Source organism: Rhodoferax sp. U2-2l (assembly GCF_020594515.1).
Lineage (GTDB): Bacteria > Pseudomonadota > Gammaproteobacteria > Burkholderiales > Burkholderiaceae_C > Rhodoferax.
Genome location: NZ_JAJCTH010000014.1, coordinates 107,030 through 121,259 on the forward strand (window position 1 = coordinate 107,030; position 14,230 = coordinate 121,259).

The 14,230-nt window shown below is 57.6% G+C and carries 9 protein-coding genes and 1 pseudogene; 4 read left to right on the forward strand and 6 right to left on the reverse strand.

Annotated elements, in window-relative coordinates:
• Positions 1 to 157: 157 nt before the first annotated feature.
• From odhB to LHU53_RS13630, 4 genes are all read right to left on the reverse strand, one after another.
• Positions 158 to 1,450, reverse strand: a complete 1,293-nt coding sequence (gene odhB / locus LHU53_RS13615; RefSeq protein WP_227333202.1) for a 2-oxoglutarate dehydrogenase complex dihydrolipoyllysine-residue succinyltransferase — start codon at positions 1,448 to 1,450, stop codon at positions 158 to 160.
• A 58-nt stretch (positions 1,451 to 1,508) separates the two neighbouring features.
• On the reverse strand, positions 1,509 to 4,379 hold the full coding sequence (locus LHU53_RS13620) for a 2-oxoglutarate dehydrogenase E1 component (protein WP_227333203.1): 2,871 nt from the start codon (positions 4,377 to 4,379) through the stop codon (positions 1,509 to 1,511).
• Between the two features lie 184 nt (positions 4,380 to 4,563).
• Complete coding sequence (locus LHU53_RS13625; protein WP_227333204.1) at positions 4,564 to 6,459, reverse strand: propionate--CoA ligase; 1,896 nt, start codon at positions 6,457 to 6,459, stop codon at positions 4,564 to 4,566.
• Between the two features lie 158 nt (positions 6,460 to 6,617).
• Entirely contained in the window at positions 6,618 to 7,220 is a 603-nt protein-coding gene (locus LHU53_RS13630) for an isochorismatase family protein (protein WP_227333205.1), read from the reverse strand.
• Between the two features lie 230 nt (positions 7,221 to 7,450).
• On the opposite strand from LHU53_RS13630, the gene LHU53_RS13635 reads away from it, so the two are divergent.
• Positions 7,451 to 8,038: a C40 family peptidase gene (locus LHU53_RS13635; RefSeq protein WP_227333206.1), complete on the forward strand. Its 588-nt coding sequence runs from the start codon at positions 7,451 to 7,453 to the stop codon at positions 8,036 to 8,038.
• Positions 8,039 to 8,535: 497 nt separating this feature from the next.
• Entirely contained in the window at positions 8,536 to 9,723 is a 1,188-nt protein-coding gene (locus LHU53_RS13640) for a radical SAM/SPASM domain-containing protein (RefSeq protein ID WP_227333207.1), read from the forward strand.
• A gap of 155 nt (positions 9,724 to 9,878) precedes the next feature.
• On the opposite strand, the pseudogene LHU53_RS13645 reads toward LHU53_RS13640, so the two are convergent.
• Positions 9,879 to 10,158 (reverse strand): annotated as a pseudogene (locus LHU53_RS13645) (hypothetical protein); the annotation flags it as partial.
• An 83-nt stretch (positions 10,159 to 10,241) separates the two neighbouring features.
• On the opposite strand from LHU53_RS13645, the gene LHU53_RS13650 reads away from it, so the two are divergent.
• Positions 10,242 to 11,555: an ATP/GTP-binding protein gene (locus LHU53_RS13650; RefSeq protein ID WP_227333208.1), complete on the forward strand. Its 1,314-nt coding sequence runs from the start codon at positions 10,242 to 10,244 to the stop codon at positions 11,553 to 11,555.
• Positions 11,545 to 12,222 (forward strand): RloB family protein, encoded by a 678-nt coding sequence (locus tag LHU53_RS13655; RefSeq protein ID WP_227333209.1) that lies wholly within the window; start codon positions 11,545 to 11,547, stop codon positions 12,220 to 12,222. The genes LHU53_RS13650 and LHU53_RS13655 overlap by 11 nt, the downstream gene beginning before the upstream one ends.
• Before the next feature lie 94 nt (positions 12,223 to 12,316).
• Here the strand turns inward: LHU53_RS13655 and lpdA are convergent, their stop codons facing one another.
• Positions 12,317 to 14,191, reverse strand: a complete 1,875-nt coding sequence (gene lpdA / locus LHU53_RS13660; protein WP_227333210.1) for a dihydrolipoyl dehydrogenase — start codon at positions 14,189 to 14,191, stop codon at positions 12,317 to 12,319.
• Positions 14,192 to 14,230 lie beyond the last annotated feature (39 nt).

Sequence of the window (14,230 nt, forward strand, 5' to 3'; positions counted from 1 at the left end):
GGGCACAGCCCAAACCGGGGGACATTCGCGTAGTTAGATACCCAATGCGCGCTGCGGGCTAAAACAGACTGCTTGGGCATGGTGAATGAATGTTTAACACCTCCGCAGGGAATTAAGCAAAAAAGCTGCGCTCTTTTGGGTTTATCCCCCAGGGCTATCAAATATCAAACAGCAGGCGAGCCGGATCTTCCAGCGCCTCTTTCATCGCCACCAGGCCCAACACGGCTTCGCGGCCGTCGATGATGCGGTGGTCGTAGCTCATGGCAAAGTAGTTCATCGGGCGCACCACCACCTGGCCGTTCTCCACCATGGCGCGGTCTTTGGTCGCATGCACACCCAAAATGGCGCTTTGTGGCGGGTTGATGATCGGGGTGGACATCATTGAGCCGAAGGTGCCACCGTTGCTGATCGAGAACGTGCCGCCGGTCATCTCATCCATGCCCAGCTTGCCATCTTTCGCCTTCTGGCCAAATTCGGCAATTTTTTTCTCGATGGCGGCGAAACTCATCTGGTCGGCGTTGCGCAGGATCGGCACCACCAGGCCACGCGGTGAACCCACCGCGATACCGATGTCGAAATAGCCGTGGTAGACGATGTCATTGCCATCCACCGACGCGTTGAGCACCGGGAATTTCTTCAGGGCATGCACGGCGGCCTTGACGAAGAAGCTCATGAAGCCCAGCTTGACACCATGCTCTTTCTCAAAACGGTCCTGCATGCGTTTGCGCATGTCCATCACCGGGGCCATGTTGATCTCGTTGAACGTGGTTAGGATGGCGTTGGTGCTTTGCGACTGGATCAGGCGCTCCGCCACACGGGCACGCAGACGGCTCATGGGCACACGTTGTTCCGGGCGACCCGCCAGCTCGGCCGCCAGATTGCTGGCCGGCGTGGCCACTTGGGGCAACAACGCGCCAGCTGCCTTGGCAGGCATGGTCGGCGCAGCGGCAACTTTAGCGGCAGCAACAGGTGCAGCACCCGCCACCGCAGCCAGCACGTCGCCCTTGGTCACACGGCCATCTTTGCCAGTGCCTGGCACCGACCCGGCTGCCAGTTGGTTGTCTGCCATCAGCTTGGCAGCAGCAGGCATGGCCACACCCGCCATGGAGGCGCTGGCGGGCACGGTAGCCGTCGCCACAGGCGCCGCAGCGGCAGCCGACACAGCCGCCATCGCCAGCGTCACCGGGGCGACCACAGCGCCCGCCACACCTTCGGTGTCAATGCGGGCAATCAATTGGTCGGCCGCCACGGTGGTGCCGTTGGGCTCAATGATCTCCACAATCACCCCGGCTGAGGGGGCCGGGACTTCCAGCACCACCTTGTCGGTTTCGACATCAATCAGGATTTCATCCACGGCGACGGCGTCGCCCACTTTTTTCTTCCACTGCAACAAGGTGGCTTCGGCCACGGATTCGGACAGTTGCGGGACTTTGACTTCTACGAGTGCCATAACAATTCTTTCAAAAATTTCTTGAGGTTTGCGCCAGTGCAATAAAGATCAGGCGCGCTTATTTGGTCAGAACAAAGCCTTTGAGCTTGCCAAACGCACCTTCCACCAGCGCTTTTTGCTGCTCCTGGTGCAGGTGGGCGTAGCCAACCGCGGGTGACGCCGAGGCGGCACGTCCGGAGTAGCCGAGCTTTTGACCCTCAAGCATGTTTTCGTGAATGTAGTGCTGCACGTAGAACCAGGCACCCTGGTTTTGCGGCTCGTCCTGCGCCCAGACCACCTCGGTGGCGTTGGGGTATTTTTTCAGTTCGGTGGCAAATGCCTTGTGCGGGAACGGGTACAACTGCTCGACACGGATCAGGGTCACGTCGTCCAGACCCTTTTCCTCGCGCTTCTTGGACAGGTCAAAAAAGACCTTGCCCGAACACACGACCACGCGTTTGACCTTGTCGGCCTTGAGCGCCTTGTGGTCAGGAATGATGGTCTGGAAGCTGCCCTTGGTGAACTCGGACAGCGGGGACGCGGCATCCTTGTTACGCAACAGCGACTTGGGCGTGAAGATGATCAGCGGTTTGCGCAGGTTGCGGATCATCTGGCGACGCAGCACGTGGAAGATCTGGCTGGCCGTGGTGGGCTGCACCAGTTGCATGTTGGTGTCGGCGGCGAGTTGCATGAAACGCTCAACGCGGGCGGAAGAGTGCTCCGGGCCTTGGCCCTCGTAGCCGTGCGGCAGCATCAGCGTGATGCCGTTGACACGGCCCCACTTGACTTCACCGGAGGCGATGAACTGGTCGATCACCACCTGGGCACCGTTGGCGAAGTCGCCAAACTGGGCTTCCCAGATCACCAGGGTGTTGGGGTCGTTGGAGGCGTAGCCGTACTCGAAACCCAGCACCGCCTCTTCGGACAGGATGGAGTCGATGACGGTGAACGGTGCCTGGTTCTCGGCCACGTTTTGCAAGGGAACATAGGTGCCGGTGTCCCATTTCTCGCGACTCTGGTCGTGAATGACCGCGTGGCGATGGGTGAAGGTGCCGCGACCACAGTCTTCGCCAGACAGGCGCACCGGGTAACCGCTGGCCACCAGTGAGGCGAACGCCATGTGTTCACCCATGCCCCAGTCCACCGGTACCTCGCCCCGGCCCATGGCCGCGCGGTCGTCATACACCTTCTTGACCAGCGGATGCGGGTTCACGCTGGCGGGAATCACGGTGATCTTGTCGGCCAGACGCTTCCACTCAGCCAGCGGAATGGCGGTGTCGCAAGCATCGGTCCACTTCTTGTTCAGGTAGGGTGACCAGTCGACGGCGTACTTGCTCTTGAAATTGGTCAGAACCGGGTCCACCGTGTGGCGGCCAATGTCCATGGCAGCGCGGTAGGCCTTGAACATCTGGTCACCCAGGTCAGCGCCCAGGCCTTGGGCAGCCAGCTTGTCGGCATACAGCTTGCGCGTGCCGGGGTGCTGGGCAATTTTCTTGTACATCAGCGGCTGGGTGAGCGCCGGGGTGTCCTGCTCGTTGTGGCCGAGTTTGCGGAAACAGATGATGTCCAGCACCACGTCCTTGCGGAACTCCATGCGGTAGTCCAGCGCCCATTGCATGGCCATCACCACCGCCTCGGGGTCGTCACCGTTGACGTGCATCACCGGGGCTTCGACGCCTTTGACGATGTCAGTGCAATACAACGTGGAGCGGTAATCGCGCGGGTCGGAGGTGGTGAAACCGATCTGGTTGTTGATGATCAGGTGCACGGTGCCCGCGGTGGTGTAACCACGGGTTTGCGCCAATGCCAGGGTTTCCTGGTTGACTCCCTGACCGGCAAACGCGGCATCACCGTGCACCAGCACTGGCAGCACCTGGCGGCCGGTCGGGTCTGCGCGGCGGTCCATGCGGGCGCGCACCGAGCCTTCCACCACCGGGTTGACGATCTCCAGGTGAGACGGGTTAAACGCCAGGCTCAAATGCACCGGGCCGCCGGGGGTGGTGACGTCCGAGCTGAAGCCCTGGTGGTATTTCACGTCGCCAGCAGGCAAGTCTTCAGGGGCGGTGTGGTCAAACTCGGCAAACAGACCGCCAGGCATCTTGCCCAAGGTGTTCACCAACACGTTCAGACGGCCCCGGTGGGCCATGCCGATGACAATTTCTTGCACGCCACGGGCACCGGCCTGCTGGATCAGCTCGTCCATGGCCGCAATGAAACTCTCGCCACCTTCGAGCGAGAAACGCTTCTGGCCCACGTATTTGGTGTGTAGAAAACGCTCCAGGCCTTCGGCAGCGGTCAGGCGATCCAGGATGTGTTTTTTCTTCTCGGCATCGAAGTTGGGTTTGCTGCGCACACTCTCCAGCCTTTGCTGCCACCAGCGCTTTTGCGTCTGGTCGGTGAGGTACATGTATTCGGCACCGATGGTGCCGCAATACGTCTCACGCAAAGCATTAAGAAGGTCACGCAAGGTCATGACTTCTTTACCAAAAAAGGTATTGCTGGTGTTAAAGACGGTTTCATGATCCGCATCACTGAAGCCGTAAAAAGCCGGGTCCAACTCAGGGATGTGCTCACGCTCGGTACGCTTGAGCGGGTCCAGGTCAGCCCAGCGGGCGCCCACGTTGCGGTAAGCGGCGATCAGCTGCTGGACGGCAACGCGCTTGCGGCCCAGGTCAGAATCGGCACCGGTTTGCACCACCACTTTGCTGCTGCCCTGTTTGGCCAGTTCGGCGAAAGCGTTGATGACCGGCTGATGCGGCACATCGCGGGTGTTGCTGCCATCCAAAGCAGGCACATGCTGCAAGGCGTCGAAGTAATCCCGCCAGGTATCGGGCACGCTGCCGGGGTTGGCCAGGTAGTTTTCGTACATCTCCTCGACGTACGGGGCATTGCCGCCGAAAAGGTAGGTGTTGGCCTGATAGGCCTGGTAAACCGAGTTTGTCTCACTCATATGTTTCGCTGACTTTCACTCCCCTTCAGGGAGCTATAGCTGGTTAAAGCTGGGTTAGTTAACCTTCCGCGTCACGGCTTGACCGTTTGGCGGATGCGACAGTGGCGTGGGAAGGGCCGTTTTCGAAGCACAATTGTGCCACCGCTACGGTGGCACCAAACTTACAGAGAAAAGTTTTGTTTGATCAGGCCGTCACCATGTCCTTGATCTGCTGCAAGGCCGCCGGATCGTCCATGGTGGTCAAGTCGCCTGGGTCGCGCCCTTCGCACACCGCGGCAATGGCGCGGCGCAGGCACTTGCCGCTGCGTGTTTTGGGCAGCACGGTAACAAACCGCACGCGGGCCGGACGGGCCACCGCGCCCAGATCGCGGTCCACCAGCTTGAAGATTTCGGCTTCCAGTGCGTTGGCACTGGCGTCATCGGTGACCAGCGCGGCGTTTTTCACCACGGCAAACGCCATGGCGACCTGGCCCTTGAGCTGGTCGGCCACACCCACCACCGCCACTTCGGCAATGTTCGGGTGCGCGGCGATGCTTTCTTCAATCTCACGGGTGCCCAGGCGGTGGCCGGCCACGTTGATCACGTCGTCAGTGCGGCCCAGGATGAAGTAGTAACCGTCGGCGTCCCGAATGCCCCAGTCAAAGGTGCTGTAAACCAGCTTGCCCGGCACACTTTTCCAGTAGGTGTTGACAAAGCGCTCGTCATCGCGCCACACGGTTTGCATGCAGCCCGGCGGCAGCGGCCCTTCCACCGCAACCACACCCTTCTGGTTCGGGCCGGTGAGTTCTGCGCCGGTCTGGTCGTCGAGCAGCTTCACGTCGTAGCCATACACCGCCTTGCCGGGCGAGCCAAACTTGGTGACCGCTTTTTCCACGCCATTGCACAAGGAGAGGATCGGCCAGCCGGTTTCGGTCTGCCAGTAGTTGTCGATGATGGGCTTGCCCAAGCCGTCGCTGATCCACTGTGCCGTGGGTTCGTCCAGCGGCTCGCCAGCCAGAAACAGCGCCCGCAAACTCGACAGATCGTATTTGGTGAGCAAGGTCGGGTCTTGTTTCTTGAGCACACGCACGGCTGTGGGCGCGCTGAACATCACCGTGACCTTGTATTTCTCGACTAGGCTCCACCAAATGCCGCCATCCGGACGGGTCGGCAGGCCTTCGTACATGATGGTGGCCATGCCGGAGATCAGCGGGCCGTAAATGATGTAGCTGTGGCCCACCACCCAGCCGATGTCACTGGTGGAGAAATAGGTTTCACCAGGGTTGCCCGCATAAATGTGTTTCATGCTGGCAGCCAACGCCACGCAGTAGCCGCCGGTATCGCGCTGCACGCCTTTGGGTTTGCCGGTGGTGCCGCTGGTGTACAGCGTGTAACTCGGGTGCGTCGCGTCAACCCACTCGCACTCAACGACGGTGTTGAGGTTTTTCTCGCGCAGCGGCGCCCACAGGTGGTCGCGCCCAGCCACCAAGTCCATGGCAGCCATGCCACGGTCCACCAGCAAGACCGCCTCCGGTTTGTATTTGGACAGGCGCAGCGCCTCGTCCAGAAGTGGCTTGTAGGGGACCGGTTTGCTGCCACGCGAACCGGCATCGGCGCTGACCACCACTTTGGGTTCCGCATCTTCAATGCGCGACGCCAAGGAGCCCGAAGCAAAACCACCGAACACCACCGAGTGGATGGCACCAATGCGGGTACAGGCCAGCATGGCAAACGCGGCCTCGGGAATCATCGGCATGTAGATCAAAACCCGGTCACCCTTTTGCACACCCAGCTCTTTCAACACTGCAGCCATTCGTTGAACTTCAGCGTGCAACTCTTTGAAAGAATAGACTTTTTCCTGATTCGTCTCGGTCGAGACAAAGATCAATGCCGCTTGGTCAGGACGGGTTGCCAGATGCCGGTCCACCGCGTTGTGACACAGGTTGGTGATGCCACCCACAAACCACTTGGCAAACGGCGGATTGCTGTAGTCACAAATCTGTTGCGGGGGTACTTTCCAGTCCACCAGCTGCGCTTGCTCGCTCCAAAAACCGTCGCGGTCAGTCAAGGAGCGCTGGTGAAATTCGGCATAGGTGGTCATTGTGAAAGTCTCCGGTGGTTATGGCTGTACTGAATTCATAATTATGTTCTGTGAACTTGCAGTACCCTGACTGACTGCCCCACCGCCGCCTCTGAAACTGACAAACACTTGTTTTAAATCAATAGCTTGACGCCACCGATGGCGCCCGCCCTCACGGCCTATTTGATCAGGGCGTGAACGACTTTGAACTGCGGGTGTTCAGCCGAACGCAGCCACTCAAAAACCACCATTTCAGTGGTCACCAGCTCGGCTCCGGCGCCAGCCAGCCTGTCAAAGGCAGCATCCCGGTTGCGCTCGGTGCGCGAACTGCAGGCGTCTGTCACCACCCATACGTCAAATTCGTCTTCCAGCAAATGCAGCGCCGTCTGTAGCAGGCACACATGCGCCTCACACCCTGCAACCACAATGGTGCTGCGCTCAGTGGGGGTGTTGGACGGCTTCTGCAAGTGTTTGGGCAGGCTGCGGGCGTTACCTGCAGGCGGTTTTACCGGCGGGCGCAGCCACTCCCCCAACCCCTCTTCAACACCGCTGAACTGCATCTTGGCCAGGGTGCGCTGGCACAACGCCCGGAGTTCGGGTGCGTTTTCACCCAGCTTCGACGGGTTTTGTTCGGTGCCGATCACCGGCACCTTCAGGCATTGCGCGGCCTGCGCCAGTTTGATCGCGTTGGCAAGCACCAGCGGTGCTTCAAAAATGGCAGGCATCAGGCGCGCCTGGTAATCAACCAAAACGAGTTGTGAGAGTTCGGCATCTAGCAACATAGGCGTCTTTCAAGAATCTGGGAACAGCTGTCTATTAAACCGCAGGACACATCCGCCCAACCACTCACGAGCGGATGGCGGCCCCGCTGAATGCCCTCGGCAAACGCCCAAGCAATCAAATATTTTTAACTAAATTCAATTAAATCATTAAGTTACGTTATCTTTCTAAACTTTACATTAACTAAAAATAACATTGCCACAAATGCAATTTTGCTGGTATGCTAGCGCCCATGCGTTTTTTACCCCTCGTCTTCAGCCTGATCCTCGCCAGCGTCGCCCACGCTGCACCCTCTGAGGCCCCCGAAGAAGCGAGTCGGTCGCTGGTCAACATCCCCGGGTTACAACAAGTCCAAGTCGTTGGACAGACGGTCGGAAGCAAGGCGACCGAGTTGGTCACCAATGCCTTGGGGTTTCTGGGTGTGCCCTACCGGCGCGGTGGTACCTCGGCCGACACCGGTTTTGACTGCAGTGGTCTGGTTAAAACGGTGTATGAGGACACCTTGGGTATGGTTCTGCCGAGAGTGGCGTCACAACAAGCCGCCAGTACCGAAAAAATCGACCGCCAGGAATTGAAGCCCGGTGATTTGGTATTTTTCAACACCATGCGCCGCGCCTTCAGCCACGTCGGCATCTACATTGGCGATGGCAAGTTTGTTCACGCGCCCCGCGCTGGTGCTGAAGTGCGAGTTGAAAGCATGAGTGTGGCCTATTGGAAAAAACGCTTCAACGGTGCACGTCGGGTGTTGGCAGGTGAAGACGCTGAGTTGGCGTCCGACACGGCCGTGGCCGCCAGAATCAACACAACATCCATTCGCTAAGGCGCGCTGGCTGCGCCTTCACGCTGCCCAGTTGCCACCCTGTTGGCACGCTCAGTGCTTGGTGACCTGGCCTCTGGCCTGAACGACCGATTCAGGGCCACAGACACCACCCCAGCGCCCTCAAAAACCCGTTGTGTTTCTCGTTTTCCGCCGTGCTGTTGATACGACAACCAATTCCGTTGCCAGATCATCCCTGCCGTTGTTGCTTCACCTTGCCGTGTCACAGCACGGTCATCGACTTCGCGTCTAGGCACGACTGATATGGAAATGGCATCCATCCAACGCCAGTCCAAAGGACGTCGTCTGTCCGCCAAACCTCGACCAGATCAAACAAAGTGCATTCACTGCGCAAAGGACGGCAAAAACAGCATCAGACCAGCTTGTTTTGACACGCCCCGCGATTACCATCGGCGCCCCGCAAACGGCGGCAACCTGCCGCTGTGCGCCAATTCTTAGCCTTTGATCGCCCCGCCTACCGGAGCCCCCACCACCACACTATGCACACCGAGACACCGATCCACTTCGTCCCCCACGCTGCCACAACAGAGGTTCCCCAGTCCGACGCCAACCCCATTGTGGGCGGCCGGGTGGAACTGCAATTGCTCACCACCCTCAAATGCAACCTCAAATGCAGCTATTGTTCGCTCGGGGTTGGCGACATGCTGGGTTCACAAGTCCATGTGGAGTACGACATAACGCAGCTCAGCGCCTTTGTGGATCGGCACCTGAAGGGCAAGGAAATCTATGTCACCTTCTACGGCGGTGAACCCACTCTGAACAAGAAGCTGATGCTTGAGGTGATGCAGCGTTTCCCGAGCTTTCGCTTCCAATTGCAGACCAATGCCACGCTGATCGATAACCTGCCCGAGTGGGCGCTGAACCGCCTGTCCAATGTGCTGGCCTCGATCGACGGCGGCGAGTCCACCACCGACGGCTACCGTGGCAAAGGCATCTACCGCCAGGTGGTGAAGAACCTCAAAGAAGTGCGCGACCACATCGGCGGCACGGTCACCGCCCGCGTCACCTGGGGCAACCCCGACACCTGTTTTGAGGAACTGGACCAGTTGGTGGCCGACGGCGCCCCGTTTGACTACCTGTACTGGCAGTTTGTGGCCGACGAAATGTACGCTGGCGACTCGGTGGCCAAGCGCAAGGCGGTGCTGGTGCAGTTGATCGACAAATTCTTCTCACGCACCGATGTGCTTTACCCGCTGATCCCGCTGATGGGCATGGTGCGCAACAAGCTCTTCCCCACACGGGCGCTGGAGCTGTACGCCGGTGCCAGCCAGTGCCGCGTCTCCACCCACCTGCTCAACGTCATGCCCAACGGCGAGATTTACCCCTGCCCCGACATGATGTACGACGCGGCCATGAAGATGGGCGACATCAAGGGCAACTGGCTCAAGAAGAGCCCGCTGCAACAGGACCCGGCCATGCCCTGCCACGACTGCGAGGCCTATGCCTGGTGCCGCGGAAACTGCATGAAAAACATGCACCGGGGTTATGTGACCAACGACCTGCACTACCGCAGCAACGTGGTCGAACCCATCTGCGAACTGATCCGTTTCATGGGCCAGGAAATCGACAAACGCAACCCTCAGGCCTGGTTCGAGCAACTCAGCCTGCCGGTGCGAAAGCAGATCATGGACTGCGAGGTCTACGAGTACGTTGAGGTCATGCCTTAAGGCGCGACACGTCGCTGGTGTTGGATCGGCGTCACCAGTCTGAGAAGACGAATGCCGAACCTATACACCACATTGGTAATAAAAAAGACTCGTAGCCCTTTCGTAACCTGCGCAGGTTGCTGCTGAGTCAGTAGCGTTTTCAGGCAGTCAACTCCCTTGCGTGCGGGTGACAAATCGGTACAAGAACCGTGCGCAATCTCGGCCGCCATGCCAACACTCACCCAGCGTGGGGTGCGGGTGAATCGTCTTGCCGATGTCCACCGCATCTGCGCTCATCTCGATCGCCAATCATGTCACCGGCGTGGGGGTCAACAATGCCGCCAATCTCGAAGATGTGCGGCACGTTGATGCGCATCTGGATGTCGACGTTATGAAACCATGGTCGGTCACGGCCACGCCAGCCTTTTCGGCGCTGGGCTTTTTGTCATTGGGCGTACAGTCTCAACAGACTTTGCGGCGCGTATACTCAATAATTCAATTTATGCCAACATATTTAAATGTTTTGTGCAAAAATTGAATTGAAAATTAATTTTTTAACCAAGATGCTTGTCGAATTCTCCGTCACAAATTTTCGCTCCATCTGTCAACGGCAAACGTTGACCTTGGTGGCATCTGCCTATGATGAGTTGCAAGACCTCAACACGTTTGATGCGGGGTTGCCAGATGCCACCTTGCATCTGCTGCGATCAGCTGTTCTTTACGGCCCGAATGCTTCAGGTAAAAGCACACTAATTCAAGCGTTGGCATTTTTAGATCAACTGGTTCTTCAGTCTCATCGTTCCCAGATCGGCGATTTGCTGGACTTGACTCCCTTCAAGCTCACAGCCGAATCTCGTAATGGAGATAGTAAATTTGAAATCACCATTATTGAGGCGGGGGTACGTTATGAGTATGGCGTGAGCTGCAATAGCCGACGAATTTCCGAGGAGTGGCTACTAGCTTATCCCTTGGGCATGCCGCAAAAGTGGTTCCACCGGGTCTGGGATGTAAACACCGCTAAATACGTCTACAAATTCAGCACTAAGCTTGGAGGTGGACGAAAGCGGCACGATTGGGCACAAGACACCTTGGAAAACACCTTATACCTATCCAAGTCCGTACAAAACAACCAAGAACAGTTGCGCGTGGTGTTCAACTGGTTCAAGGAACGTTTGCGCGTCGTTTCTGCACCGCACACGATGAGTTCTAGCTACACAGTGCAGCGATGTGCAGAGAAGAATGATCGTAGGCGTATTGTGGAATTTTTAAATGCAGCAGATTTGGGTATTGCTGATATTCGTCTGAAGGAGGCTGCTTTTTCCGTCGATCAGCTGCCAAAAAATGTCCCCAAAAAAGTTAGAGAGCAGTTTGCACAACAAATCGCAAAAGATTTGAACGGCAAAAACGTGACATCGGTGAAATTTGTCCATCAAGATGTTCTGACACAGGAACTCATTGAGTTTGCAGAGGATGAAGAGTCCGACGGAACCCGAGCGCTATTTGCCTTCGCGGGCCCGTGGCTGGACGTGACTGAAAACGAGCGGATTCTAGTGGTGGATGAGTTGGACACCAGCCTACACCCCATGCTGGTTCATTTTCTGGTCAAACACCTGCACCATACTGGTAGCAAGGCTCAACTAATTTTCACAACTCATGACACATCACTGTTGAGTCAGAAAATTCTGCGCCGCGATCAGGTATGGTTCATGGAAAAGAACTCTGAGCGCGCATCAAATCTTTACCCTCTGTCAGATTTCAGTCCGCGTGAAAACGAAGCCATTGAACGGGGCTACCTCAATGGACGCTACGGTGGTATTCCATTCCTGAAAGATCTAGACTTTTATGGGATCTGACGATCTTTTCAAAAAGCAAAAGGCTCGTAGTGCCGAGCAGCTCGCTCGGCAACGAATAAAACGATCTAGTGGAGTTCGGTATCTAATTGTCTGTGAGGGCACCAAAACTGAGCCGCAATATTTTGCTGAGATATTGGTGGATAAGCGCATCCACCCGCAGCGTGTCAAAGTAGCGCGCAACGATGGCAGCTCTCCTGACCGAATCGTCGAACATGCACTCAACATTTACGAAGAAGACGCTAAGTTGGGTGATGCTTATGACAAAGTGTTCTGCGTTTTTGACCGTGATTCTCATGCATCTTTTGAACCAGCTATCCAGCGAATACGGCAGTTGGCGAAGGATGAAAAGCCGTTTTCAGCGATCACCAGCACACCGTGCTTTGAGTTTTGGATCTTGCTGCACTTTGGCTATTCTGACGCCCCCTTTCATGCAGCAGGGAAAAAGTCGGTTGGAGACCAAGCAGTTGCTCAGCTGAAAAGGAAACCTAAGTTTTCAAAGTATGAAAAAGGCATGAAGGGGGTTTATGGTTTGCTCAAAGACACAACCGCCAATGCCTGTGGTCATGCAAAAAAACTCCGCAAAAGCGCAGAAGGAGACAGTCAAAGAAGCGCCAACCCGTGGACGAATTTGGATGAGTTGGTACTTTTACTCTTAGACTTGAAATAGAGCAACACACAAGATGCCACATAAAAAAGCCGCGCAGCCCTTTCGGAATATGCGCGGCTTGCTACTGAGTCAGTAGCATTTTCAGGCGATCAACTCACTTGCGTGCCGGCGGCACATCCGTGCAGCTGCCGTGCGCAATCTCCGCCGCCATGCCAATGGATTCACCAAGCGTGGGATGCGGGTGAATCGTCTTGCCGATGTCCACCGCATCGGCGCCCATCTCGATGGCCAGGGCGATTTCGCCAATCATGTCACCGGCGTGGGTGCCGACGATGCCGCCGCCCAGGATCTTGCCGTGGCCGTGGGCTTCGGGGCTGTCGTCAAACAGCAGTTTGGTGACACCTTCGTCGCGGCCATTGGCGATGGCGCGGCCAGACGCTGCCCAGGGGAACAGGCCCTTCTTGACCTTGATGCCCTGCGCCTTGGCTTGGTCTTCGGTCAGGCCAACCCAGGCCACTTCGGGGTCGGTGTAGGCCACGCTGGGAATCACGCGGGCATTAAAGGCGGCAGCTGCCAGTTCCTTGTTGCCTTGCAATTCACCGGCGATCACTTCAGCGGCCACATGCGCCTCGTGCACCGCTTTGTGCGCCAGCATCGGCTGGCCCACAATGTCACCAATGGCGAAGATGTGCGGCACGTTGGTGCGCATCTGGATGTCGACGTTGATGAAGCCGCGATCCGTGACAGCCACACCGGCCTTCTCGGCGCTGAGCTTTTTGCCATTGGGCGTGCGGCCCACGGCTTGTAACACCAGGTCGTAGGTTTGCGGCTCGGGCACTTTCACGCCCTCCTCTGCGGGTGCAAAGCTGACCTTGATGCCTTCCGGGGTGGCTTCAGCCGCGACGGTTTTGGTCTTCAACATGATGTTGTCAAACCGTGGCGCATTCATCTTTTGCCAGATCTTGACCAGGTCACGGTCAGCGCCCTGCATCAGGCCGTCCAACATTTCCACCACGTCCAGGCGTGCGCCCAGGGTGCTGTAGACGGTGCCCATTTCCAGACCGATGATGCCGCCGCCCAGGATCAACATGCGTTTGGGCACTTCCTTGAGCGCCAAAGCGCCGGTGGAGTCGACCACACGCGGGTCTTCGGGCATGAAGGGCAAGCGCACAGCTTGGGAGCCTGCGGCGATGATGGCTTTTTTGAAAGCCACGATCTTTTTGCCGCCAGTCTTTTCCTGGCCGCTGCCGGTGGTTTCTTCCACTTCGAGGTGGTTGGGGCCAACAAAATGGCCGTAACCACGCACGACTGAGACCTTGCGCATCTTGGCCATGGCGGCCAGCCCGCCGGTGAGTTTGGCAATGACCTTTTCCTTGTGGCCACGCAGCTTGTCGATGTTGACCACCGGCTTGCCAAACTCCACACCCAGGTCACCCAGGTGGCTGACTTCATCCATCACCGCTGCCACGTGCAACAAGGCTTTGGACGGGATACAACCGACGTTCAGGCAAACACCACCCAAGGTGGTGTAACGCTCAACCAGAATGACTTTGAGGCCCAGATCAGCCGCGCGGAAGGCGGCCGAGTAGCCACCAGGGCCACCACCAAGCACCAGCACATCGCAGTCCAGATCGGCGCTGCCCGCAAAACTGGCGGCTGCGGCTGCGGGTGCAGCCACAGGTGCCGGAGTCACTGCAGTTTTAGGAGCTACCTGCCCTTGTTCCACCTGGGCTACAGGCGGATTTTGTTTGGACTCTGCAGCGGCTGCGGGAGCCGGTGCGGCGCCCTCGCCTGCTGCTTCCAGCGTCAGCAGCAGTGAACCCATGGCGACCTTGTCGCCCAGTTTGATCTTGAGTTCTTTCACCACGCCAGCGTGGCTGCTGGGTATTTCCATCGAGGCTTTGTCAGACTCGACGGTGATCAGGCTCTGGTCCGCCTTGATGCTGTCGCCGGGTTTGACCAACAGTTCAATCACGGTGACTTCCGCGAAGTCGCCGATGTCGGGAACATGGATGTCTATAAGTGCCATGTTGTTCTTTCTATTTAGTTGGGGTCAGAGCACATGTGC